This window comes from Cronobacter sp. EKM101R, from assembly GCF_963888145.1.
In the GTDB taxonomy this organism is placed as follows: domain Bacteria; phylum Pseudomonadota; class Gammaproteobacteria; order Enterobacterales; family Enterobacteriaceae; genus Cronobacter; species Cronobacter turicensis.
The window spans coordinates 275,268-298,824 of the sequence record NZ_CAWPHW010000001.1 but is presented as its reverse complement, the minus strand read 5'-3'; the positions used below and the strand labels follow the sequence as shown (position 1 = coordinate 298,824).

19 protein-coding genes and 1 riboswitch are annotated in these 23,557 nt (G+C 59.6%); of the genes, 14 read left to right on the top strand and 5 right to left on the bottom strand.

Annotation, left to right across the window (positions count from 1 at the left end):
• The first annotated feature begins 11 nt into the window (after positions 1–11).
• Positions 12–1,364, top strand: coding sequence for a molecular chaperone (gene yegD, locus AACV31_RS01460; protein WP_015741802.1), 1,353 nt, complete (start codon positions 12–14; stop codon positions 1,362–1,364).
• 9 nt (positions 1,365–1,373) lie between these two features.
• Here yegD and AACV31_RS01455 read toward each other — a convergent pair whose 3' ends face one another.
• Positions 1,374–1,670 (bottom strand): helix-turn-helix domain-containing protein, encoded by a 297-nt coding sequence (locus tag AACV31_RS01455; RefSeq protein WP_165154705.1) that lies wholly within the window; start codon positions 1,668–1,670, stop codon positions 1,374–1,376.
• Positions 1,667–2,020 carry a type II toxin-antitoxin system RelE/ParE family toxin gene (locus AACV31_RS01450; protein WP_165154707.1) on the bottom strand — a complete coding sequence of 118 codons (354 nt, stop codon included), beginning with the start codon at positions 2,018–2,020 and terminating at the stop codon, positions 1,667–1,669. The genes AACV31_RS01455 and AACV31_RS01450 overlap by 4 nt, the downstream gene beginning before the upstream one ends.
• Positions 2,021–2,250: 230 nt before the next feature.
• Here AACV31_RS01450 and AACV31_RS01445 point away from each other — a divergent pair, with 230 nt between their 5' ends.
• The 8 genes from AACV31_RS01445 to yegS all read left to right on the top strand — a co-directional run bounded on the left by AACV31_RS01445 (position 2,251) and on the right by yegS (position 16,079).
• Positions 2,251–3,498 (top strand): MdtA/MuxA family multidrug efflux RND transporter periplasmic adaptor subunit, encoded by a 1,248-nt coding sequence (locus AACV31_RS01445; protein ID WP_165154709.1) that lies wholly within the window; start codon positions 2,251–2,253, stop codon positions 3,496–3,498.
• The gene (locus tag AACV31_RS01440) at positions 3,498–6,620 is read left to right on the top strand and encodes an MdtB/MuxB family multidrug efflux RND transporter permease subunit (RefSeq protein ID WP_165154711.1); all 3,123 of its coding nucleotides are present in this window, start codon (positions 3,498–3,500) and stop codon (positions 6,618–6,620) included. The genes AACV31_RS01445 and AACV31_RS01440 overlap by 1 nt, the downstream gene beginning before the upstream one ends.
• Positions 6,621–9,710, top strand: a complete 3,090-nt coding sequence (gene mdtC, locus AACV31_RS01435) for a multidrug efflux RND transporter permease subunit MdtC (RefSeq protein ID WP_105537719.1) — start codon at positions 6,621–6,623, stop codon at positions 9,708–9,710.
• A 3-nt stretch (positions 9,711–9,713) separates the two neighbouring features.
• On the top strand, positions 9,714–11,129 hold the full coding sequence (locus tag AACV31_RS01430) for an MFS transporter (protein ID WP_165154712.1): 1,416 nt from the start codon (positions 9,714–9,716) through the stop codon (positions 11,127–11,129).
• On the top strand, positions 11,126–12,553 hold the full coding sequence (gene baeS / locus AACV31_RS01425; RefSeq protein WP_161588520.1) for a two-component system sensor histidine kinase BaeS: 1,428 nt from the start codon (positions 11,126–11,128) through the stop codon (positions 12,551–12,553). The genes AACV31_RS01430 and baeS overlap by 4 nt, the downstream gene beginning before the upstream one ends.
• Entirely contained in the window at positions 12,550–13,272 is a 723-nt protein-coding gene (gene baeR / locus AACV31_RS01420) for a two-component system response regulator BaeR (RefSeq protein WP_015741810.1), read from the top strand. The genes baeS and baeR overlap by 4 nt, the downstream gene beginning before the upstream one ends.
• A gap of 295 nt (positions 13,273–13,567) precedes the next feature.
• Entirely contained in the window at positions 13,568–14,929 is a 1,362-nt protein-coding gene (gene trhP / locus AACV31_RS01415) for a prephenate-dependent tRNA uridine(34) hydroxylase TrhP (RefSeq protein WP_165154714.1), read from the top strand.
• A gap of 250 nt (positions 14,930–15,179) precedes the next feature.
• Positions 15,180–16,079 (top strand): lipid kinase YegS, encoded by a 900-nt coding sequence (gene yegS, locus AACV31_RS01410; RefSeq protein WP_075197318.1) that lies wholly within the window; start codon positions 15,180–15,182, stop codon positions 16,077–16,079.
• Positions 16,080–16,375: 296 nt separating this feature from the next.
• Here yegS and fbaB read toward each other — a convergent pair whose 3' ends face one another.
• The 3 genes from fbaB to thiM form a co-directional block, all read right to left on the bottom strand.
• Positions 16,376–17,428, bottom strand: a complete 1,053-nt coding sequence (fbaB, locus tag AACV31_RS01405; protein WP_165154995.1) for a class I fructose-bisphosphate aldolase — start codon at positions 17,426–17,428, stop codon at positions 16,376–16,378.
• A 147-nt stretch (positions 17,429–17,575) separates the two neighbouring features.
• The gene (gene thiD, locus AACV31_RS01400) at positions 17,576–18,376 is read right to left on the bottom strand and encodes a bifunctional hydroxymethylpyrimidine kinase/phosphomethylpyrimidine kinase (protein WP_075197320.1); all 801 of its coding nucleotides are present in this window, start codon (positions 18,374–18,376) and stop codon (positions 17,576–17,578) included.
• The gene (thiM, locus tag AACV31_RS01395; protein WP_165154715.1) at positions 18,363–19,160 is read right to left on the bottom strand and encodes a hydroxyethylthiazole kinase; all 798 of its coding nucleotides are present in this window, start codon (positions 19,158–19,160) and stop codon (positions 18,363–18,365) included. The genes thiD and thiM overlap by 14 nt, the downstream gene beginning before the upstream one ends.
• A 33-nt stretch (positions 19,161–19,193) precedes the next feature.
• Positions 19,194–19,290, bottom strand: a riboswitch (TPP riboswitch).
• Positions 19,291–19,553: 263 nt separating this feature from the next.
• Between thiM and AACV31_RS01390 the strand changes: the two genes are divergently transcribed.
• The 5 genes from AACV31_RS01390 (at position 19,554) to AACV31_RS01370 (ending at position 23,508) form a co-directional block, all read left to right on the top strand.
• Positions 19,554–20,048: an Hcp family type VI secretion system effector gene (locus AACV31_RS01390; RefSeq protein WP_165154717.1), complete on the top strand. Its 495-nt coding sequence runs from the start codon at positions 19,554–19,556 to the stop codon at positions 20,046–20,048.
• Positions 20,048–20,416: a tlde1 domain-containing protein gene (locus tag AACV31_RS01385; protein ID WP_075197688.1), complete on the top strand. Its 369-nt coding sequence runs from the start codon at positions 20,048–20,050 to the stop codon at positions 20,414–20,416. The genes AACV31_RS01390 and AACV31_RS01385 overlap by 1 nt, the downstream gene beginning before the upstream one ends.
• A 4-nt stretch (positions 20,417–20,420) precedes the next feature.
• The gene (locus AACV31_RS01380) at positions 20,421–20,861 is read left to right on the top strand and encodes a Shiga toxin A subunit (protein ID WP_165154718.1); all 441 of its coding nucleotides are present in this window, start codon (positions 20,421–20,423) and stop codon (positions 20,859–20,861) included.
• Positions 20,862–21,100: 239 nt separating this feature from the next.
• Positions 21,101–21,427 (top strand): RcnB family protein, encoded by a 327-nt coding sequence (locus AACV31_RS01375; protein ID WP_032804767.1) that lies wholly within the window; start codon positions 21,101–21,103, stop codon positions 21,425–21,427.
• A 359-nt stretch (positions 21,428–21,786) separates the two neighbouring features.
• Positions 21,787–23,508 carry an ABC-F family ATP-binding cassette domain-containing protein gene (locus AACV31_RS01370; protein WP_165154720.1) on the top strand — a complete coding sequence of 574 codons (1,722 nt, stop codon included), beginning with the start codon at positions 21,787–21,789 and terminating at the stop codon, positions 23,506–23,508.
• The last annotated feature ends 49 nt before the right edge of the window (positions 23,509–23,557 follow it).

The following is a 23,557-nucleotide window of genomic DNA, read 5'->3' as shown; positions in this document are numbered from 1 at the left end:
GGAATATGTGAATGTTTATCGGTTTTGACTACGGCACCGCCAACTGCTCTGTGGCCGTCATGCGCGACGGCGTACCGCAGATGCTGCCGCTTGAGCAGGGCTCGACGCTGCTGCCGTCCATGATTGGCGCGCCGGTGCGCGAGGCGATAAGCGAATGGCTTTATCGTCATCAGAATGTCGAGGCGAGCGGCGCGGAAACGCAGGCGCTGCTGCGTCGCGCGGTGAGCTATAACCGCGAAGAGAGCATCGACGTCACGCCCGGCAGCGTGCAGTTCGGCCTGAGCGCGCTGCGCCAGTACATGGACGATCCGGAAGAGGTCTGGTTCGTGAAGTCGCCGAAGTCGTTTCTCGGCGCCAGCGGGCTGAAGCCGCAGCAGGTCGCGCTGTTTGAAGATCTGGTCTGCGCGATGATGGTGCATATTCGTCAGACGGCGCAGCAGCAGGCGAACGCGGAGATAGACCAGGCGGTGATTGGCCGTCCGATCAACTTCCAGGGGCTCGGCGGCGATGAGGCCAACCGTCAGGCGCAGGGCATTCTGGAGCGCGCGGCGCACCGCGCCGGATTTCGCGATGTGGTGTTTCAGTATGAGCCGGTCGCGGCCGGGCTCGATTTTGAAGCGACGCTTCGTGAAGAACAGCGCGTGCTGGTTGTGGATATCGGCGGCGGCACCACCGACTGCTCGCTGCTGCTGATGGGCCCGCAGTGGCGCGCCCGTCGCGATCGCGATCAAAGCCTTCTCGGCCACAGCGGCTGTCGCGTGGGCGGTAACGATCTGGATATCGCGCTGGCGTTTAAACAGCTGATGCCATTACTTGGCATGGGCGGCGAAACCGAAAAAGGCACCGCGCTGCCGGTGCTGCCATGGTGGAACGCCTGCGCTATCAACGATGTTCCGGCGCAGAGCGATTTTTACAGCGCCGCCTGTGGACGCCTGCTGGCGGATTTAGCGCGCGACGCCCGCGAGCCGCAAAAAGTGGCGCTGCTGCAAAAAGTGTGGCGGCAGCGTCTGAGCTACCGGCTGGTGCGCGCGGCGGAAGAGAGCAAAATCGCGCTTTCGCAGGCTCCGCTGTGCCAGACCGCGCTGCCGTTTATCGAGGCGCAACTGAGCCAGGAAATCACCCAGCAGGCGCTCGCGCTGGCGCTTAACCCGCCGCTACAGCGTATTCTTGAGCAGGTCACGCTGGCGCTTGCGGCAAGCAATGAACGCCCCGACGTGATTTATCTGACCGGCGGCAGCGCGCGTTCACCGCTGATCCGCGAGGCGCTGCAAACGCAACTGCCGGGCATTCCGGTACAGGGCGGCGACGATTTCGGCTCCGTCACCGCCGGTCTTGCTCGCTGGGCGCAGGTGGTGTTTCAGTAACAAGCGCCGTCATACCGGGATCACTTTGCTGCCTTCGGGCAGCTCAACCAGCAAAGAGAGCTTGCCGCCCAGCGCTTCGACATAGCGCTTGAGCGTCAGCAGTTTGATTTCCTTGCCGCGCTGCTCAATGGCGGCGATAGCGGGCTGCGTTACGCCCATTATCTCCGCCAGCTGCTGCTGCGAAAACGCCCTCTCTTCGCGAATGCGCGGCAGGCCGTGCTCCAGCGCGATTTCGTCAGCCATGCGCAACACGTCGGCATACTCTTCTGCGGAATACCCTGCCAGCACATCATCCAGTGTTTTCATCTCTCGCTCCTTAGCGCCAGCAGGTGCCGATAAAAACGGGCTTCCGCCAGCCTGATATAAATGGAATAAAAACGTTTATTCCCGGTTTTATTGCCGCCGCACAGTAAAACCGCACGGCGATCGGGATCGAAGGCAAACAAGATACGCCACGCTCTTCCCTGAAACTGCGCGCGCAACTCTTTCAGTTGACCGTAGCGCGAAGTCTTTAACGTATCGACCAGCGGACGTCCAAGTGTTGGCCCCAGCTGGCTTAAATGCATCAGATACGCTGAAAGCCGTTTTTGCACTGCGCGATCTTGCCTTTCATACCATGTGGCGAATTCCGGACACATGATCACCGTCCATGCCATAACCATCCCTCATAAACTATAGTTTATATCCACAGATAAAACCATACTTTAAAAGCGGTTTTAAAGCTCTGCCAGAGACGGATACCAGCGCTGCGAGACGTCTCGTAAAACGTGCGCGATTCAGACACTTCTAAACGGTGTTTCATATTTCCTCCATCTTTCCGCTGTGAAGGCTCACTAAACTTGTATCATTACGCCTAATCGTTTCAGGAAAAGAAGACGTACTGCTTATGAAAAGCACGGTTAAAAAGCGCCGGTGGGTCATCGCCGGTATTGTTGTCGTGGCGTTGGCCGCCCTCCTCTACTGGCGTTACGCCGCAACAGAGGCTTCTTCAGGCAAAGCACAGCACGCGGGCGGTCGCGCCGCGATGCGCATGGGCGGCGCCCCCGCCCCGGTGCAGGCCGCCACCGCGCGCAGCGAGGCAGTGCCACGCTATCTCACCGGCCTTGGGACTATCACCGCCGCGAATACCGTGACGGTGCGCAGCCGCGTGGACGGTCAGCTGATGGCGATTCACTTTAAAGAAGGCCAGCAGGTGAAAGCGGGCGATCTGCTCGCGGAAATCGACCCGAGCCAGTTTAAAGTGGCGCTCGCCCAGGCGCAGGGACAGCTTGCCAAAGACCGCGCCACGCTCGCCAATGCCCGCCGCGATCTGGCGCGCTATCAGCAGCTTGGCAAGACGAATCTGGTCTCCCGCCAGGAGCTGGATGCCCAGCAGGCGCTGGTCAGTGAAAGCGAAGGCACGCTGAAAGCCGATGAAGCCGCCGTCGCCAGCGCGCAGTTACAACTCGACTGGAGCCGCATCACCGCGCCGATTGACGGGCGCGTCGGCTTAAAACAGGTGGATATCGGCAACCAGATTTCCAGCGGCGACACCACCGGCATCGTGGTGCTGACCCAGACGCACCCTATCGATCTTGTCTTTACCCTGCCGGAGAGCGATATCGCCGCCGTAATGCAGGCGCAGAAGGCCGGGAAAACCCTGACGGTGGAAGCCTGGGATCGCACCAACAGCACAAAGCTCAGCACCGGCGAGTTGTTAAGCCTTGATAACCAGATTGACGCCACGACCGGCACCATCAAGCTCAAGGCGCGCTTCGCCAATGAAGATGACGCGCTGTTCCCGAACCAGTTCGTTAACGCCCGTATGCTGATTGATACCCAGCAGAACGCGGTCGTGATCCCCACCGCCGCGTTGCAGATGGGTAACGAAGGCCACTTCGTCTGGGTGCTCAACGATGACAATAAAGTGAGCAAACACACCGTCACCACCGGCATTCAGAACAGCGAAAGCGTGGTCATCACCGCGGGCCTCTCCGCCGGCGATCGCGTGGTGACGGACGGCATTGACCGCCTGACCGAAGGCGCGAAAGTGGATGTGGTAGAAGCGCAAACGGCGGCGGAGGCCGCGAAGCCTGAACGCGGCGAGCGCGCCCCGACCGACAGCGCCCGCGCGGCCAAAGGAGCGCGTTCCTGATGCAGGTGTTACCTCCGAGCGCCACCGGCGGCCCGTCCCGCCTGTTTATTCTGCGCCCCGTCGCCACCACGCTGCTGATGGTGGCTATCCTGCTTGCCGGGATCATCGGCTATCGCTTTTTGCCGGTCTCCGCCCTGCCGGAAGTGGACTACCCGACGATTCAGGTGGTGACGCTCTACCCCGGCGCCAGCCCGGATGTCGTGACCTCCGCCATTACCGCGCCGCTGGAGCGCCAGTTCGGCCAGATGTCGGGCTTAAAGCAGATGGCCTCGCAAAGCGCGGGCGGTGCCTCGGTGGTGACGTTGCAGTTTCAGCTAACGCTGCCGCTGGATGTCGCCGAACAGGAGGTGCAGGCCGCCATTAACGCCGCCACCAACCTGCTGCCGGACGATCTCCCTAACCCGCCGGTCTACAGCAAAGTGAACCCGGCGGACCCGCCGATTATGACGCTTGCGGTCACCTCGTCGGCGTTGCCGATGACACAGGTGGAAGATATGGTGGAAACCCGCGTCGCGCAGCGTATCTCGCAGGTGACCGGCGTGGGGCTGGTGACGCTCTCCGGCGGGCAGCGTCCGGCGGTGCGGGTGAAGCTTAACGCGCAGGCGCTGGCGTCGCTGGGCATTGACAGCGAAACGGTGCGCACCGCCATTACCGGCGCGAACGTCAACTCGGCGAAGGGCAGTTTCGACGGCCCGGAGCGCGCAGTGACGCTCTCCGCGAACGATCAGATGAAATCCGCCGACGAGTACCGCAACCTGATCATCGCCTATAAGAACGGCGCGCCGGTGCGGCTTGGCGACGTGGCGACGGTCGAGCAAGGGGCGGAGAACGCCTGGCTTGGCGCATGGGCCAATAAACAGCCTGCGATTGTGATGAACGTCCAGCGCCAGCCGGGCGCCAACATCATCACCACCGCCGAAACCATTCAGAAACTGCTGCCGCAGCTTACGGAAAGCCTGCCGAAATCGGTGCAGGTGAAAGTGCTGACGGATCGCACCACGAATATCAGCGCCTCGGTCAACGACACGCAGTTTGAGCTGATGCTGGCGATAGCGCTGGTGGTGATGATTATCTACCTGTTCCTGCGCAATATTCCGGCGACCATTATCCCGGCGGTGGCGGTGCCGCTGTCGCTGGTGGGCACCTTCGCGCTCATGGTGTTCCTCGATTTCTCCATCAATAACCTGACGCTGATGGCGCTGACCATCGCCACCGGGTTTGTGGTGGATGACGCCATCGTAGTGATTGAAAACATCTCACGCTATATCGAGAAAGGCGAAAAGCCGCTGGCGGCCGCGCTCAAGGGCGCAGGCGAGATAGGCTTTACCATTATCTCCCTGACCTTTTCGCTTATCGCCGTGCTGATCCCGCTGCTGTTTATGGGCGATATCGTGGGCCGTCTGTTCCGCGAATTCGCGGTGACGCTGGCGGTGGCGATTTTGATCTCGGCCGTGGTGTCGCTGACGCTGACGCCGATGATGTGCGCGCGCATGTTAAGCCATGAATCGCTGCGCAAACAGAACCGCTTCTCGCGCGCCTCAGAGCGCGTCATTAACCGTGTCATTGCCCGCTACGGCCAGCTCCTGAAGCGCGTACTCAACCATCCGTGGCTGACGCTCGGCGTCGCGTTCGGCACGCTGGCGCTGACGGTGCTGCTGTGGATTGTCATCCCGAAAGGCTTTTTCCCGGTGCAGGACAACGGCATCATCCAGGGCACGTTGCAGGCGCCGCAGTCGGTGTCGTTCGCCAGCATGGCTGAACGCCAGCGCGCGGTGGCGGATATCATTCTGAAAGATCCGGCGGTGGAGAGCCTCACCTCGTTTGTCGGCGTCGACGGCACCAACCCGTCGCTGAACAGCGCGCGGCTGCAAATCAACTTAAAACCGCTCGATGACCGTGACGACCGCGTGCAGACGGTCATTACGCGTCTCCAGGAGGCCGCGAGCCGCGTGCCAGGGGCAACGCTGTATCTGCAACCGATTCAGGATCTCACCATCGACACCCAGGTGAGCCGCACGCAGTACCAGTTTACCCTGCAGGCCAATTCGCTGGAGGCGCTCAGCACCTGGGTGCCGAAACTGGTGGCGCGCCTGCAAACGCTGCCGCAACTCGCGGATGTCAGCAGCGACTGGCAGGACAAGGGCCTCGTGGCTTACGTGAATGTGGATCGCGCCAGCGCCAGTCGGCTGGGCATCAGCATGAGCGATGTCGATAACGCGCTCTATAACGCCTTCGGCCAGCGGCTCATCTCCACCATTTACACTCAGGCCAACCAGTACCGGGTGGTGCTGGAGCACGACACCGCCGCCACGCCGGGCCTGTCGGCGCTTGACGGCATTCGACTGACCAGCAGCGACGGCGGCACGGTGCCGCTCAACGCCATTGCGAAAGTCGAGCAGCGCTTCGGTCCGCTCACGATTAACCATCTCGACCAGTTCCCGTCGACGACGATCTCCTTCAACGTGCCGGAGGAGCATTCGCTCGGCGACGCGGTTGCGGCCATCACCCAGGCGGAGGCGGATCTCGCCTTTCCGTCCGAGATAACCACCCAGTTCCAGGGCAGCACGCTCGCTTTCCAGGCGGCGCTTGGCAGCACTATCTGGTTGATTGTGGCGTCAGTGGTGGCGATGTATATCGTGCTCGGCGTGCTGTATGAGAGCTTTATCCACCCGATTACCATTCTCTCGACGCTGCCCACCGCGGGCGTCGGCGCGCTGCTGGCGTTGCTTATCGCCGGTGCCGAGCTGGACGTTATCGCCATCATCGGCATTATTCTGCTGATAGGCATCGTCAAGAAAAACGCCATCATGATGATCGACTTTGCGCTGGCCGCCGAGCGCGAACAGGGCATGACGCCGCGCGAGGCTATTTATCAGGCATGCCTGCTGCGTTTTCGGCCTATCCTGATGACCACGCTCGCCGCGCTCCTCGGCGCGCTGCCGCTGATGCTCAGTACCGGCGTCGGCGCGGAGCTGCGCCGACCGCTCGGCATCGGCATGGTCGGCGGCCTGCTGGTAAGCCAGGTGCTGACGCTCTTTACCACGCCAGTGATTTACCTGCTGTTCGACCGCCTTGGTCACGCTGTTCGCCGCCGTCTGCCCGCGCGTGATAAGGAGGCGTAAGTGAAGTTTTACGCGCTCTTTATCTACCGCCCGGTGGCGACGATTCTGCTTTCCATCGCCGTAACGCTCTGCGGCGTGCTTGGCTTCCGGCTGCTGCCGGTGGCCCCGCTGCCGCAGGTCGATTTCCCGGTGATCATGATAAGCGCCTCGCTGCCGGGCGCGTCGCCGGAAACCATGGCGTCGTCGGTCGCAACGCCGCTTGAACGCTCGCTCGGGCGCATCGCAGGCGTCAACGAGATGACCTCCACCAGCTCGCTTGGCAGTACGCGCATCATTCTGGAGTTTAATTTCGATCGCGATATCAACGGCGCGGCGCGCGACGTGCAGGCGGCGATCAACGCCGCGCAGAGCCTGCTGCCGAGCGGGATGCCCTCGCGTCCGACGTACCGCAAAGCGAACCCGTCCGATGCGCCGATCATGATCCTGACGCTCACCTCGGATACCTTCTCCCAGGGCGAGCTTTACGACTACGCCTCAACGCAGCTTGCCCAGACCATCGCACAGATTGACGGCGTGGGGGATGTCGATGTGGGCGGCAGCTCGCTGCCGGCCGTCAGGGTGGCGCTCAATCCGCAGGCGTTGTTTAACCAGGGCGTCTCGCTGGATACGGTGCGCAGCGCCATCAGCAACGCCAACGTGCGTCGTCCGCAGGGGGCGATAGAAGACACGCAGCGCCGCTGGCAGCTGCAGACCAACGATGAACTCAAAACCGCCGCCGAATATGAGCCGCTGATCATTCATTACAATAACGGCGCGGCGGTGCACCTGCGCGATGTGGCGACCGTTACCGATTCGGTGCAGGACGTGCGCAACGCGGGCATGACCAACGCCAAACCGGCCATTTTGCTGATGATCCGCAAGCTCCCGGAAGCCAATATTATCGAGACCGTGGACAGGATCCGCGCCGCGCTGCCGGAGCTGCGTGACACCATTCCCGCCGCCATTGATATGCAGATCGCGCAGGACCGCTCGCCGACCATTCGCGCGTCGCTGGCGGAAGTGGAGCAGTCGCTGGCGATTTCCGTCGGTCTGGTGATTCTGGTGGTGTTCCTGTTTCTGCGCTCCGGACGCGCGACGCTTATCCCCGCCGTCGCGGTGCCGGTATCGCTTATCGGCACCTTCGCCGCCATGTATCTGTGCGGCTTCAGCCTCAATAACCTCTCGCTGATGGCGCTCACCATCGCTACCGGTTTTGTGGTCGATGACGCCATCGTGGTGCTGGAGAATATCTCGCGCCATCTGGAGGCGGGCATGAAACCGCTTCAGGCAGCGCTCCAGGGCGTGCGTGAAGTGGGCTTTACGGTACTTTCCATGAGCCTGTCGCTGGTGGCGGTCTTTCTGCCGCTGCTACTGATGGGCGGGCTGCCGGGGCGGCTGTTCCGGGAATTCGCCGTGACGCTCTCGGTCGCCATTGGGATTTCGCTGGTGGTGTCACTGACGCTTACACCGATGATGTGCGGCTGGCTGCTGAAGACCAAACCGCGTGAAGAGACGCGCCGTCGCGTCGGCGTGAACCGCCTGTTGCTGGCGCTGCAGGGCGGTTACGCCCGCTCGCTCGGCTGGGTACTGAACCACGCCCGGCTGGTCGGGCTGGTGCTGCTGGCCACCATCGCGCTGAACGTCTGGCTCTATGTTTCTATTCCCAAAACTTTTTTCCCGGAGCAGGACACCGGGCGGCTGATGGGCGGCATTCAGGCCGACCAGAGCATCTCTTTCCAGGCGATGCGCGGCAAATTACAGGATTTCATGAAAATTATTCGCGAAGATCCGGCGGTGGATAACGTCACCGGCTTTACCGGCGGCTCGCGGGTGAACAGCGGCATGATGTTTATCTCGCTTAAACCGCTCGGCGAGCGCACCGAAAGCGCCCAGCAGGTCATTGACCGGCTGCGCAAAAAACTCGCGCGCGAGCCGGGGGCCAGCCTGTTTTTAATGGCGGTGCAGGATATCCGCGTCGGCGGGCGGCAGTCGAACGCCAGCTATCAGTACACGCTGTTGTCAGACGATCTGGCGGCGCTGCGCGAATGGGAGCCCAAAATCCGCCAGGCGCTCGCTAAGCTGCCGCAGCTCGCGGATGTGAACTCCGATCAACAGGACAACGGCGCGGAAATGAGCCTGGTGTATGACCGCGAATCAATGGCGCGTCTGGGCATCAGCGTGCAGGATGCCAATAGCCTGCTGAACAACGCTTTCGGGCAGCGCCAGATTTCGACCATCTATCAGCCGCTTAATCAGTACAAAGTGGTGATGGAAGTCGACCCGCGGTATACGCAGGATATCAGCGCGCTGGATCAGATGTTCGTCATGAACAGCGAAGGTAAGCCGATTCCGCTCTCGTGGTTTGCGTCATGGCGGCCCGCCAACGCGCCGCTGTCGGTTAACCATCAGGGGCTGTCGGCGGCGTCCACCATCGCGTTTAACCTGCCGACCGGCGTGTCGCTCTCGGAGGCCAGCGACGCCATCACCCGCACGATGACCTCGCTTGGGGTGCCGTCGTCGGTGCGCGGCAGCTTCGCGGGTACGGCGCAGGTTTTCCAGGAGACGATGAATTCGCAGGTGATCTTAATCCTCGCGGCTATCGCCACGGTTTATATCGTGCTGGGGATTTTGTATGAGAGCTACGTGCATCCGCTGACCATTCTCTCCACGCTGCCGTCGGCGGGCGTCGGCGCGCTGCTGGCGCTGGAGGCGTTTGACGCCCCGTTTAGCCTTATCGCGCTTATCGGTATTATGCTATTGATTGGTATCGTGAAGAAGAACGCGATAATGATGGTGGACTTCGCGCTGGAGGCCCAGCGCAACGGCCAGCTCAGCGCCCGCGACGCCATTTTCCAGGCCTGCCTGCTGCGTTTTCGTCCGATCATGATGACGACGCTGGCAGCGCTGTTCGGCGCGCTGCCGCTCATGATTGCAAGCGGCGACGGCGCGGAATTGCGCCAGCCGCTCGGGATTACGATTGTCGGCGGTCTGGTGATGAGCCAGTTGCTGACGCTCTATACCACGCCGGTGGTCTACCTCTTCTTCGACAGACTGCGCCTGCGTTTTACGCGCCGGGCGAAACCTGAGGACACCCTGACCGCGAGCGAATAATTTATGACTGACCTGCCCCAGAACGTGCGCTGGCAATTGTGGATCGTCGCCTTCGGCTTTTTTATGCAGGCGCTGGATACCACTATCGTCAATACCGCCCTCCCCTCAATGGCCGCAAGCCTCGGGGAGAGCCCGTTGCGGATGCATATGGTCATCGTCTCGTATGTGCTGACGGTGGCGGTGATGCTGCCCGCGAGCGGCTGGCTGGCGGACCGCGTTGGGGTGCGCAACATTTTCTTCAGCGCCATTGTGCTGTTCACGCTCGGCTCGCTCTTTTGCGCGCAATCGTCGACGCTCAATGAGCTGGTGGCGGCGCGGGTGCTACAGGGCGTCGGCGGCGCGATGATGGTGCCGGTCGGCAGGCTGACGGTGATGAAAATCGTTCCGCGCGATCAATACATGGCGGCGATGACGTTTGTGACGCTCCCCGGCCAGGTGGGGCCGCTGCTCGGCCCGGCGCTCGGCGGGCTGCTGGTGGAGTACGCCTCCTGGCACTGGATCTTTTTCATCAACCTGCCGGTGGGCATTGCGGGCGCCGCCGCGACGCTCTGGCTGATGCCAAACTACACCATGCAGACGCGGCGTTTCGATTTCTCCGGTTTTGTACTGCTCGCTTTCGGCATGGCGGCGCTGACCATTGCGCTCGACGGCTACCGCAGCACCGGCCTCTCCCCTGCCGGACTCGGCGCGCTGGTGGCGGGCGGCAGCGCGGCCCTGCTGTTCTACCTCTGGCACGCGCGCGGCAACGAGCGGGCGTTATTCAGCCTGCGGCTTTTTAACACCCCGACGTTTTCGCTGGGGCTGCTCGGTAGTTTATGTGGCCGCATCGGCAGCGGCATGTTGCCGTTTATGACGCCGGTGTTTTTACAGATTGGGCTTGGGTTTTCACCGTTTCACGCCGGGCTGATGATGATCCCGATGGTGCTTGGCAGCATGGGAATGAAACGCATCGTGGTGCAGGTGGTAAACCGCTTTGGCTATCGCCATGTGCTGGTGGCCTCGACGCTCGCGCTGGCGCTGGTGAGCCTGCTGTTTATGGGCGTGGCGCTGGCGGGCTGGTGCTGGCTGTTGCCGGTGGTGATGCTCTTTCAGGGGATGGTGAACTCGGTGCGTTTCTCGACGATGAATACGCTGACGCTGCGCGATCTGCCCGATGCCATGGCGAGCAGCGGCAACAGCCTGCTGTCGATGGTGATGCAGCTCTCCATGAGCGTAGGGGTCAGTATCGCGGGCCTGCTGCTGGGCGCGTTTGGCCACAACCAGCTGGCCGCCGACAGCAGCGACGCCCACGGCGTCTTTTTCTGGACATACCTGTGCATGGCGCTAATTATCGCCGTTCCGGCGCTGGTGTTTGCTCGCGTGCCGGACGATGTCAGTAAAAACGCCGTCATCGCACGGCGTAAAAGGAGTGCTTCATGAGGTTCTGGCGGCCCGGCATCACGGGCAAGCTGTTTTTAGCCATTTTCGCCACCTGTATCCTGCTCTTGATAACGATGCACTGGGCGGTGCGCTTTAGCTTTGAGCGCGGCTTCATCGACTATATCAAGCACGGCAACGAGCAGCGGCTGGCGCTGTTAAGCGACGCGCTGAGCGATCAGTATCAGCAGCACGGCGACTGGGGATTCCTGCGGCATAACGATCGCGTGGTGTTCCAGATCTTACGCTCTTTCGAGCGTGAGAACGCCCACGACGGCCCGCCACCGCCGCCGGACGGCAGGCCGCCGCCCCATATGCCACCGCACGGCTGGCGCACACAGTTCTGGGTGGTGGATGCCGAACAGAATGTGCTGGTCGGCCCACCGTCGCCGGTGCCGCAGGATGGCGCGCGGCGCGCCATTGCCGTTGACGGCAAACGCGTCGGCTGGGTGATCGCCTCGCCGGTCGAGCGGCTGACGCGCAGCACCGATATCAACTTTGATAAACAGCAGCGGCGCACCAGCTGGCTTATCGTCGCGCTCTCGACGCTGCTCGCGGCAGCGGCCACCTTGCTGCTGGCGCGCGGGCTGCTTGCCCCGGTAAAACGGCTGGTGGAAGGCACTCATCGTCTGGCGGCGGGCGATTTCACCACCCGCGTCGTCGCCACCGGGCAGGATGAGCTGGGCCGACTGGCGCAGGATTTCAACCAGCTCGCCAGTACGCTTGAGAAAAACCAGCAGATGCGCCAGGCGTTTATGGCGGACATCTCCCATGAGTTGCGCACGCCGCTGGCGGTGCTGCGCGGCGAGCTGGAGGCGATTCAGGACGGCGTGCGCCAGTTTACGCCGGAATCGGTCGCCTCGTTGCAGGCGGAAGTGGGCACGCTGACCAAACTGGTGGATGATCTGCACCAGCTGTCGCTCTCTGACGAAGGCGCCCTCGCCTACCAGAAAAAGCCGCTGGAGATCGTGGCGTTGATTGAGGTGGCCGCGGGTGCGTTCCGCGAGCGTTTTGCCGCGCGCGGGCTGACGCTGAATTTGTCGATGCCGGAAAACGTGACGCTTTTTGGCGATCGCGACCGTCTGATGCAGCTTTTTAATAATCTGCTGGAAAACAGCCTGCGCTACACGGACGCGGGCGGCGGGCTGCTGATTCAGGGGGAGCGTCAGGCGCAGCGCTTTGTGCTGCGGTTTAGCGACAGCGCGCCGGGCGTGAGCGATGAACAGCTCGCGAAACTGTTTGAGCGCTTTTACCGGGCGGAAGGCTCGCGTAACCGCGCCAGCGGCGGCTCGGGCCTCGGTCTTGCCATCTGCGCCAATATCGTGGCGGCGCATGGCGGGACGATTACTGCCGATCATTCTTCATCAGGTGGTGTTAGCATCACCGTATCCTTACCGCTTGATGCCGTACTTCCGGGAGACGTATGACAGAGTTACCGATTAACGACAAAACCCCGCGCATTCTGGTTGTCGAGGATGAGCCTAAACTCGGCGCGCTGCTGGTGGATTACCTGCGGGCGGCCAGCTACGCGCCCACGCTGATTAACCATGGCGATCAGGTGTTGCCGTATGTCCGCCAGACGCCGCCGGATTTGATTCTGCTGGATCTGATGCTGCCCGGCACTGACGGGCTGACGCTGTGCCGCGAAATCCGTCGCTTCTCTGAAGTGCCGATTGTGATGGTCACCGCCAGAATCGAAGAAATCGACCGCCTGCTGGGGCTTGAGATCGGCGCCGATGATTACATCTGCAAGCCCTTTAGCCCGCGCGAAGTCGTGGCGCGCGTGAAAACTATTTTGCGCCGCTGCAAGCCGCAACGCGATCTGCAAACGCTGGACGCGCAGAGCCCGCTGGTTATTGATGAAGGACGTTTCCAGGCGAGCTGGCGGCAGAAGCCGCTCGATCTGACGCCCGCCGAATTCCGGCTGCTGAAGACGCTCTCCAGCGAGCCGGGCAAGGTGTTTTCCCGCGAGCAGTTGCTGAATCACCTGTATGACGATTATCGCGTGGTGACCGACCGCACAATCGACAGTCATATCAAAAATTTGCGCCGCAAGCTGGAAGCGCTGGACGACGATCAGCCGTTTATCCGCGCCGTATACGGCGTGGGCTACCGCTGGGAGGCCGACGCGGGCCGGGTGGTGTAGAGATAATCGCTGGCGGGTGCGGGTTGCATGGCGGGTGCGCTGCGCTTACCCGCCCTACGCAGAATGTGAATCGGGTTTTCGTAGGGCGGGTAAGCGTAAGCGCACCCGCCGTCACGTTCATAAGTTTCGTAGGGTGGGTAAGCGCAGCGCACCCACCTTGCTTCCATAAGCCCCATAACGGTTTGCACGCCCAGGCTGCGGGCGCTACAATTCCCGCCCTTAACGTGGGGGTAAACGTGCCCCCGACCGCTTCACTGTTGAAGCGGGTCTGACCTGTCATCAGAACGAGTTCATCATGTTTAAACCAGAATTACTGTCGCCTGCGGGAACGCTGAAAAATATGCGTTACGCCTTCGCCTATGGCGCCGACGCCGTTTACGCCGGCCAGCCGCGATACTCGCTGCGCGTGCGCAATAACGAATTCAACCACGAGAATTTGCAGCTCGGCATTAATGAAGCCCATGCGCTGGGCAAAAAATTCTACGTGGTCGTTAACATCGCGCCGCACAACGCCAAGCTCAAAACCTTTATCCGCGATCTCAAACCTGTTGTGGAGATGGGGCCGGATGCGCTGATTATGTCCGATCCGGGGCTTATCATGCTGGTGCGCGAGCACTTCCCGCAGATGGATATCCACCTTTCGGTGCAGGCTAACGCGGTGAACTGGGCGACGGTAAAATTCTGGCAGCAGATGGGGCTGACGCGCGTCATTCTTTCCCGCGAACTGTCGCTGGAAGAAATTACTGAAATCCGCGAGCAGGTGCCGGAAATGGAGCTGGAAATCTTCGTCCACGGCGCGCTCTGCATGGCCTATTCCGGCCGCTGCCTGCTTTCCGGCTACATCAATAAACGCGATCCGAACCAGGGCACCTGCACTAACGCCTGCCGCTGGGAATATAACGTTCAGGAAGGCAAAGAGGACAGCATCGGCAATATCGTGCATATCCATGAGCCAATCCCGGTGCAGAACGTCGAGCCGACGCTCGGCATCGGCGCGCCGACCGACAAAGTCTTTATGATTGAAGAGGCCCAGCGCCCTGGTGAATACATGACCGCGTTCGAAGATGAACATGGCACGTACATCATGAACTCCAAAGATCTGCGCGCGATTCAGCACGTCGAGCGGCTCACGAAGATGGGCGTCCACTCGCTGAAAATCGAAGGCCGCACCAAATCGTTCTACTACTGCGCCCGCACCGCCCAGGTCTATCGCCGCGCGATTGACGACGCCGCCGCTGGCAAGCCGTTCGACCCGAGCCTGCTGGAGACGCTCGAAGGGCTGGCGCACCGCGGCTACACCGAAGGTTTTCTGCGCCGTCACACCCACGATGACTACCAGAACTATGACTATGGCTACTCGGTATCGGACCGTCAGCAATTCGTCGGCGAGTTTACCGGTGAGCGCAACGGCGCGCTGGCCGCGGTGGCGGTGAAAAATAAGTTTTCGATTGGCGACAGTCTGGAGCTGATGACGCCGCAGGGCAACGTCAGCTTTACGCTTGAGCATATGGAAAACGCCAAAGGTGAGAAAATGGACGTGGCGCCGGGAGACGGATATACCATCTGGATGCCGGTTCCGGAAGATTTAGCACTGGAATATGCGCTGTTGATGCGTAATTTCTCTGGCCAGACCACCAGAAATCCACACGGCAAATAATTTATAAGGGTTATTTTTACTGCGCGAATGTTTCTTCGAATGGGATCACAAACCGTTATGTTTAAAGCGGTTATTATCCCTGGCGCTGAAAAACATAAACCATAAATGCCCGTTGTACCAGGAACCACCTCCTTCAGCCTGCGTAATCTCCCTTACGCAGGCTTATTTTTTTGTCCTTTCAGTCAGTTCTTAAGCGACTCGCCAGACTCTGCGATAAACTCTGTGAATCGGTATTCACTGGAGTGCATTCATGTCCCGTTCCCCTGGTTCATTTCTGATTTTAAATGGTAAAAGCGCTGACAATGAGATCCTGCGCGGCAGCGTCAAGCTGCTGCGTGACCAGGGCCACCCGATAGAGGTGCGCGTGACCTGGGAAAAAGGCGATGCGGCGCGCTATGTCAGTGAGGCGGCGGAACAGGGTGCGCAGACGGTGATCGCCGCAGGCGGCGACGGCACGATTAATGAAGTGGCGGCGGCGCTGGCCTCGCTGAGCGGCGAAGAACGTCCGGCGCTCGGTCTGCTGCCGCTCGGCACCGCGAACGATTTCGCGACCAGCGCGGCCGTACCGGATGACATTGAGCTAGCGCTGAAACTGGCCATTGAAGGCCGCGCCGTGCCGATTGATATCGCGCACGTCAATGATAAAACCTGGTTTATCAATATGGCGACCGGCGGTTTCGGTACGCGTATCACCACCGAAACGCCGGAACGATTAAAAGCGGCGCTGGGCGGAGTGTCGTATCTGATCCACGGTTTGATGCGGATGGACGCCCTGAAAGCGGATCGCTGCGAAATTCGCGGCGAGAATTTTCAGTGGAAAGGCGACGCGCTGGTGATTGGCATCGGCAACGGGCGTCAGGCGGGCGGCGGACAGGAGCTGTGCCCGGAGGCGTTGATTAACGACGGCCTGCTGCATCTGCGTATTTTTACCGGCGAAGAGTTATTACCTGCGCTGTTTACCACGCTGACGCAGCCGGAAGAGAGCCCGAATATTATCGACGGCGCATCGGCCTGGTTTGAGATAACCGCGCCGCATGAGATCACCTTTAATCTCGACGGCGAGCCGCTGAGCGGACAGCATTTCCGTATCGAGGTGCAGCCCGGCGCGCTGCATTGCCGCCTGCCGCCGGATTGCCCGCTGCTTAAGTAAGGTATGCGCGGGATGGCGTTACGGTTTGTGGGACGGCGGGTGCGCTGCGCTTACCCGCCCTACCACGATGCAAGGGTTTGAGATTTTGTAGGGTGGGTAAGCGTAGGGTGGGTAAGCGCAGCGCACCCACCTTATACCACGCCCCACCTTATACCACGCCCCACCTTATACCACGCCCCACCATAGCCCACGCCCCACCATAGCCCACGCCCCACCTTATACCACGCCCCACCGCTTACCCCGCCCACAAAAAACGCGCCCACAGGCGCGTTTTTGCTGCGTAACCTCAACCGCCGTCAGGCAATCGTCACGCTCTTGTCCAGATAAACGTCCTGCACCGCGTTAATCAGCTTCACGCCATCAGCCATCGTTTTCTTAAACGCCTTGCGTCCCAGAATCAGCCCCATGCCGCCCGCGCGCTTGTTAATCACCGCCGTGCGCACCGCATCGGTAAGATCGGCCTCGCCGCCGGACGCGCCGCCGGAGTTAATCAGCCCCGCGCGGCCCATATAGCAGTTGGCGAGCTGGTAGCGCACCAGATCAATCGGGTTATCGCTCGTCAGCTTGCTGTAAACGCGCTCATCGGTATAGCCGAACTTCAGCGCGGTATAGCCGCCGTTATTCTCGGCCATCTTCTGCTTCACGATATCCGCGCCGATTGTGGCGGCCAGATGGTTGGCCTGACCGGTGAGGTCGGCGCTGGAGTGGTAATCCACGCCATCTTTCTTGAAATTATTGTTACGCAGATACGCCCACAGCACCGTCACCATGCCGAGCTCATGCGCGCGCTCAAACGCGGCGGAGATCTCCTCAATCTGGCGGCGCGACTCTTCAGAGCCGAAATAGATAGTCGCCCCGACCGCCACCGCGCCCATATTGAACGCCTGCTCGACGCTCGCATACAGCGTCTGGTCATACTGGGTGGGGTAACTCAGGGTTTCGTTATGGTTGATTTTCACCAGGAAAGGAATGCGGTGCGCGTAGCGGCGCGACACCGACGCCAATACGCCGTAAGTTGACGCCACGCAGTTACAGCCCGCCTCAATCGCCAGCTCGACAATATTTTTAGGGTCGAAATACATCGGATTGGCGGCGAACGACGCGCCCGCCGAATGCTCGACGCCCTGGTCCACCGGCAGAATAGACAGATAGCCGGTGCCCGCGAGGCGTCCGGTGTTGTAGAGGGTCTGCATATTTCGCAGCACCGCAGGCGGACGGTTGTTATCGATCATCACGCGATCGACATAATCCGGCCCTGGCAGATAAAGCTGGTCGGAGGAAATGGTCGTACAGCGGTGCTGTAACAGGCTATCGGCATCATTGCCGAGCAACTGCACAATATCAGTCATCATACGCTCCCGTTATGGTCGGCAGGCGCAGACCTGCCGGACGATAAAATTCCTTACCCACGTCTTAACTGGGCCCTCTTAGCCTGGACTTGATTAGCACAGATTGCCAGACCTGACCGCATTTTCAGCTAATTCTGCTGGCACGCTTCACCACCACGCATGAAAATGATGGACGGGCCCGATCCCCTCTCCCACCTCCAGGCTATCCGCCTGTTGCAGCGCTTGAGTGAGCCATGCTTTCGCCGCCGTCACCGTCTCAACCCAGTCAGCATATTGCGGGCGCAGCGCCGCGAGCGCGCTGGAGAGCGTGCAGCCGGTGCCATGGGTGTTTTTGGTGATGACACGCGGTGCCGTGAAGCGCGTCGCGCCGTCGGGCGTAAAAAGCCAGTCCGGGCTTTCGGCATCGTCCAGATGCCCGCCTTTCATCAGCACCGCGCCGCAGCCGAGCGCCAGCAACGCCTCGCCCTGCTGGCGCATCTCCGCTTCGCTGCGGGCATGTGTGGTTTCCAGCAGCGCCGCCGCCTCCGGTAAATTCGGCGTGATGATCGCCACCTGCGGCAATAACCGTTCGCGCAGCGTGCGCACGGCCGACGGGCTTAGCAGCGGATCGCCGCTTTTCGCGAGCATGACCGTATCCAGCACGATATTGCGCACACGGTAGCGTGCGAGCCGCTCCGCCACGGCCTCCACCACATCGGTTTCCGCCAGCATGCCGATTTTGGTGGTGTCGATGCGCACATCGCTTAATACCGAGTCGAGCTGTGCGGCGACGAACGACGGCTCAATCCGATACACCGACTGCACGCCGCGCGTGTTCTGCGCCACCAGGGCCGTGATCACTGAGGTCCCATAGGCGCCGAGCGCCGAGAAGGTTTTGAGATCGGCCTGAATGCCCGCGCCGCCGCTCGGATCGGTACCGGCGATGGTGAGCGCGTTAATGCGTTTCATGAGCACCTCCGAATGCCTGCGCGTGCAGACTATCCAGCAACGCGCTGGCGAAACTGCCGGGCCCACGGGAAATGGCCTGCGCCTGTTCGCCCGCCCGCTTCATGAGCCAGCAGGCCGTCGCGACATTTTCCAGCCGGTCGCCCGGCAGCGCGCAGCAGGCGGCGACGACCGCCGAGAGCGCGCAGCCGGTGCCCACCACGCGGGTGAGCATCGCGGTGCCGCCCTCGACCGCCAGCGTGCGTTCGCCATCGGTGATGTAATCAACCTCGCCGGTAACGGCGACAACAGCACCGCTGCGGCGCGCCAGTAAGCAGGCCGCCTCGCGGGCCTGATGCGCGCTTTCAGTGGCGTCAACGCCGCGCCCGCCGCCGCTCTCGCCTGCCAGCGCGCGAATTTCCGAAGCGTTCCCGCGGATCGCGGCGGGACGACACGCCAGGATCTCCTGCGCGAATTCAGTGCGTAGCGTGAGCGCGCCGACGGCGACCGGGTCGAGCATCCAGGGCTTGCCCGCCGCGCAGGCGCTGTCGATGGCCGCCCGCATCGCCTGCTGCTGCGGACGCGTCAGCGTACCGAGGTTGATGAGTAAGGCATCGGCGATGGCCGCGAACTGCGCGGCTTCTTCGGCATCCACCACCATCGCGGGCGAGGCGCCAAGCGCGAGCAGGACATTGGCAGTGAAATTTTGCACCACATCGTTGGTGATGCAGTGCACCAGCGGCGCATGACGACGAAGTTGGGTGACAACAGGCGCGGCGTGCGAGCCGCAAAGCAGGTCAGAAGACATGGTTCTCTCCTGCCAGGCGCGAAGACGGGATACCGGACAGGCATCTGACTTCCCTACGCTGGCATTATCCAGATCAGGTAATACGGGTATTTCTCAGCCTTCACGAAGAAGGGCACCCCGAGTCATCAGTAAATACATTTACCGCTGTCAGAGTAGGGCAAACGGATGAGGGAGGCAAGCGGTGGATTTAACCATATTATCCACGATAGAATTCATAACATTTTTATTTGCCCCTTATATTTAATTAAGGATAAACATTTTTAAATGTAATATTTAAAATAGTGAGCAGTCCGTATTTTAGCTTTCTGAGCTATCACCACAAAAAAGATAATGTCATTAAAATTTAACGGGGTTAAGATCGCCATATCATTAATGCGTAAAAAAGGAACTCTTGTGGCTATTCCTGCATACTTATGGTTGTTCGATGAGACTGACCAACCTGTTAATGGATCCGTTAATATCCATAACAGAGAAGGCAGCATTGAAATTTTAGAATTTATGCATAGTGTAGAACTGCCCGTTGACCACCTGACAAGTGAAATCACCAGCAAGCGCATTCATAGTGATGTTGCCTTACTCAAAGAAATAGATATCGCCTCACCTTATCTTTACAGAGCAGTAGCTACAGGTCGAAAGTTCAACAAGGCTGAATTAAAGTTTTATAAAATCAATTTCAACGGCAATGAGGAGGAATATTTTCGTATCACAGTGGAAAATGCGATAATTAATGAAATAACTTCTCTCATGATGGATGATAAAGACCCTCTTTTTGGAAAACATAATCATTTGGAAGCGTTTTACATTTCCTATGAAAAAATAACATGGCACTACATTGATGGTAACATCATTCATAGTGATAACTGGAACAAAAAAATGGAGGCAGCATAATGCCCTGGGTTTATAAGGTTAGCGCAAAGGAGTTTTATTTAAACGGAACTTATCAGTTTTCAGCAGAATATTCAGGCAGGCCGGGTTATAAAGATGATTCGGCGAATGAATGCGTTAAAGGTAAAGGTCCATTACCAAGAGGTACATATACTATTGGGCCAGCCTTTAGCCATCATAAAACTAAAGCGTGGACAATGAAGCTTACCCCCTATACAGAAAATGACATGTGTGGTCGGGACGGTTTTATGATTCATGGCGAGAGCACTGCCCATCCAGGAGAAGCCTCTGATGGTTGTATCATTCTCAGCCTGACGAACCGTAAAATCATCGCAGCCAGTGACGACAAAATATTAGTGGTAGAAGATTGAAAACATGAAGCGATTACTTTTCTGCCTTATATCCGCTATCCCTGTTATCTCGTATAGTAAAAATCATGATTGCACAATCGTTGGTGCATCGCTGGAATCTTCATTATTTAGTGCGATAGGGGATGAATTAAACATTGATATTACCGCTATCGACCGCGCTAAAACTCGGGTAGAACATCTGTATACTGCTCCCGTATCGAAAACCTATGCTGCTGCATTAGCGAAAACTGACTATGCCGCTAATACATCAGCAGGCAGGCTATCATTATCAGAAGGTGATTATTTTGCAAGTTACCACGGTAATCATACGCAATCGGTAACAGCAAAATATACTTATTTCAACAAAGCCAATAAAAAAGATGTTTTTATCGCCTCTGGTCTGATAAATCGTGATGAATGCTCTGTCAGGTTTAACGGATATTTAACGCTTTCCAGGGAGTTTTGATCTCTGTGCTTAAGTTATACCCTGTAAATTCACTCGGTCGCAGCTGGAGAATTGCAGGAGAGAGCACTGCCCATTAGAAACAGCAACCTACCCCCCACCAAATCAGCTCAACGCCGATTGCTATCCGCTTCATTTTTTTATACATAATTAGCCTTGCCCGGCCGGGGATGGCGCAGGAAGATAGCGGCCTGACGGTAACAAAATCAACGGGGCGCAGCGCCCTGACATGTGGAGAAGGTATGTTGAAAACCAGAATGATCGTAGCGGGAGTACTGTTGATGTCGGTGGCCTCTGCATTCGCCGCAGATGTCGTAAAACCGAAATCCATCGATAGCTATGAAGTGAAAGAGTTTCACTCCGATTCCAAAAAATACACCATCGGCGACATCGTGCCGGACCTCTACCGCACCGAGCAGTACAACATCAAACAATGGCAGATCCGCAACCTGCCCGCCCCTGAAGCGGGCACCCACTGGACGTACATGGGCGGCTACTACGTGCTTATTACCGATGCCGATGGCAAAGTCGTGCGCGCCATGAACGGCGACATTTTCTACCACCGTTAATCCTTCTGCGCCTGAAACGCCGCCCGGCGCTCAGGCGCGTCTTTCCTGTCGTTACCTCAAAACGTTTTTTAGCTCACACCCCTCAATACGCGTAGTGGTGCAAAAACGCTCCGCCCGCTACACTCGCCCTACCCATCAACCTGATGAATATAAAAGGAGGACTCTTATGCTGTGCTGTGAATTGTTTGACTATTCACATCATTTTGGCGATCGCCAGAGCTCAGGCATTACCGGTATCGTGCTGCGATAACTGGACCCTGAGCGAAGATCCCATCACATAACCCTTCTCCAGGGCTTACCAGATTATCGTCAGCGATGTTTGACGAGGCATTGTTATGCCTGAAAATTCTGAGTAAGCGATGAGCACATTACTGACGGCGCACTCTCTGCGCATTGATTCTCCGTTTGGCCCGGTGCTGAACGCCCTTTCCTTTACCCTGAAAAAAGGCGACCGCATTGGCCTGATTGGACATAACGGCTGCGGCAAAAGCACGCTGCTGAAAGCGCTGGACGGCACCCTTGCGCCCGCCGAAGGCGTTGTGACGCGCGCGGCGCGCTGCCTGCTGGCGCGCGTGGAGCAACATCTGCCGGACGAGCTGCATCAGCAGACGCTACTTGAAGCGCTGCTGGCCCGGCTGCCGGAAACCGAGCGCGAAAGCAGCGCCTGGCGGGCGCAGGCGTTGCTGGCGAATATGGGTTTTGCCGAGGCCGCCTGGTCGCTGACGGCAGGCTCGCTCAGCGGCGGCCAGCATACCCGTCTGCTGCTGGCGCGCGCCCTTATCGTCTCGCCCGATCTGCTGTTGCTTGATGAGCCAGGCAACCATCTCGATCTTCCCACCCTGCTGTGGCTGGAGCAGTTTCTGGCGCGCTGGAACGGCAGCTTTATTCTGGTCTCCCACGACAGCGCGCTGCTGGACAGCGTAACTAACCGCACCTGGATCCTGCGCGACGGTCAGCTCCAGGCGTTCGATCTCCCCTGTACGGCGGCCCGTGCGGCGCTGGTGGCGCGCGATGAGAGCGATGCGCTGCGCCGTAAAGCGGAGCAAAAAGAGATAGACCGCGTCACGGCGAGCGCGAAACGGCTCGCCACGTGGGGGCAGGTTTATGACAACGAAGACCTGGCGCGCAAAGCCAAACAGATGGAAAAGCAGGTCGCACGGCTTAAGGAGGAGCAAACTGAACTGGCGCAGGGCAGCCGCTGGCAGTTGACGCTTTGCGGCGATGCGCTGGCGGCGGACCGTCTGCTTGAGCTGGAAAATCTGGCCGTCAGCGCGGCGCCTGACGCCCCCACGCTGTTTACTCTGCCGCTGGCGCGGCTCAAGAGCGGCGATCGCGTGGCGCTGCTCGGCCATAACGGCTGCGGCAAGTCATCGCTGCTGCGCCTGCTGTGGCAGCAGTGGCAGACGGCGGAAACGGGTCCCGGCGTCACATTTCATCCGCGCGTGTCGCTCGGGTATTACGATCAGTCGCTGCATCAGCTACCGGATAACGCCACGCTGCTGGAGGCGCTGGAGCCGTTCGCCCCGGAACTGCAACAGCGTAAGCTCGCGCTTATCAGCGCCGGTTTTCCGTGGGCGCGGCACGGGCAGCGGGTCGACACGCTCAGCGGCGGTGAGCGCTCGCGCCTGCTGTTTGTCGGCCTGTCGCTCGCGCGCTATTCGCTGTTGATGCTTGATGAACCCACCAACCATCTCGACATGGAAGGCAAAGAGGCGCTGGCGCAAACCCTGCAAACGTTCGCAGGCGGGCTGTTGCTGGTGACGCACGACAGAACGCTGATGGAAGCGAGCTGTAACCGCTTCTGGCTCGTGGAGGATGGCGGTTTGAGCGAGTGGCACAATATGGACGCGCTGATGGCGCGCCTGCGCGCCGCGCCGACGCAGGAGGCGATGGATGAGGCTCATGCAGTCACCACGCCGCCTGAGACAAACAGCGACACGCGCCTGCTGGAGCGGCTGATTGACCTGGAAACGCGGCTGAATGCCGATCTCGAACGCAAACCACGCCATCAAAAACCGGCGCTGCAAGCCGAGTGGCGTAAGGAGATAGCGCACCTCAGCGCCGCGCTGGGGCTTGAGTAAACCAAAAAGCCGCCCTCACAGGCGGCTTTTTTATTACAACGACGGAGAA

What these genes read in the sequence shown, in the direction of transcription:
- yegD (WP_015741802.1), top strand. Translation starts at nt 12, where the DNA reads ATGTTTATCGGTTTTGACTACGGCACCGCCAACTGCTCTGTGGCCGTC.
- AACV31_RS01455 (WP_165154705.1), bottom strand. Translation starts at nt 1,670, where the DNA reads ATGAAAACACTGGATGATGTGCTGGCAGGGTATTCCGCAGAAGAGTAT.
- AACV31_RS01450 (WP_165154707.1), bottom strand. Translation starts at nt 2,020, where the DNA reads ATGGCATGGACGGTGATCATGTGTCCGGAATTCGCCACATGGTATGAA.
- AACV31_RS01445 (WP_165154709.1), top strand. Translation starts at nt 2,251, where the DNA reads ATGAAAAGCACGGTTAAAAAGCGCCGGTGGGTCATCGCCGGTATTGTT.
- AACV31_RS01440 (WP_165154711.1), top strand. Translation starts at nt 3,498, where the DNA reads ATGCAGGTGTTACCTCCGAGCGCCACCGGCGGCCCGTCCCGCCTGTTT.
- AACV31_RS01430 (WP_165154712.1), top strand. Translation starts at nt 9,714, where the DNA reads ATGACTGACCTGCCCCAGAACGTGCGCTGGCAATTGTGGATCGTCGCC.
- baeS (WP_161588520.1), top strand. Translation starts at nt 11,126, where the DNA reads ATGAGGTTCTGGCGGCCCGGCATCACGGGCAAGCTGTTTTTAGCCATT.
- baeR (WP_015741810.1), top strand. Translation starts at nt 12,550, where the DNA reads ATGACAGAGTTACCGATTAACGACAAAACCCCGCGCATTCTGGTTGTC.
- trhP (WP_165154714.1), top strand. Translation starts at nt 13,568, where the DNA reads ATGTTTAAACCAGAATTACTGTCGCCTGCGGGAACGCTGAAAAATATG.
- yegS (WP_075197318.1), top strand. Translation starts at nt 15,180, where the DNA reads ATGTCCCGTTCCCCTGGTTCATTTCTGATTTTAAATGGTAAAAGCGCT.
- fbaB (WP_165154995.1), bottom strand. Translation starts at nt 17,428, where the DNA reads ATGACTGATATTGTGCAGTTGCTCGGCAATGATGCCGATAGCCTGTTA.
- thiD (WP_075197320.1), bottom strand. Translation starts at nt 18,376, where the DNA reads ATGAAACGCATTAACGCGCTCACCATCGCCGGTACCGATCCGAGCGGC.
- thiM (WP_165154715.1), bottom strand. Translation starts at nt 19,160, where the DNA reads ATGTCTTCTGACCTGCTTTGCGGCTCGCACGCCGCGCCTGTTGTCACC.
- AACV31_RS01385 (WP_075197688.1), top strand. Translation starts at nt 20,048, where the DNA reads ATGCCCTGGGTTTATAAGGTTAGCGCAAAGGAGTTTTATTTAAACGGA.
- AACV31_RS01380 (WP_165154718.1), top strand. Translation starts at nt 20,421, where the DNA reads ATGAAGCGATTACTTTTCTGCCTTATATCCGCTATCCCTGTTATCTCG.
- AACV31_RS01375 (WP_032804767.1), top strand. Translation starts at nt 21,101, where the DNA reads ATGTTGAAAACCAGAATGATCGTAGCGGGAGTACTGTTGATGTCGGTG.
- AACV31_RS01370 (WP_165154720.1), top strand. Translation starts at nt 21,787, where the DNA reads ATGAGCACATTACTGACGGCGCACTCTCTGCGCATTGATTCTCCGTTT.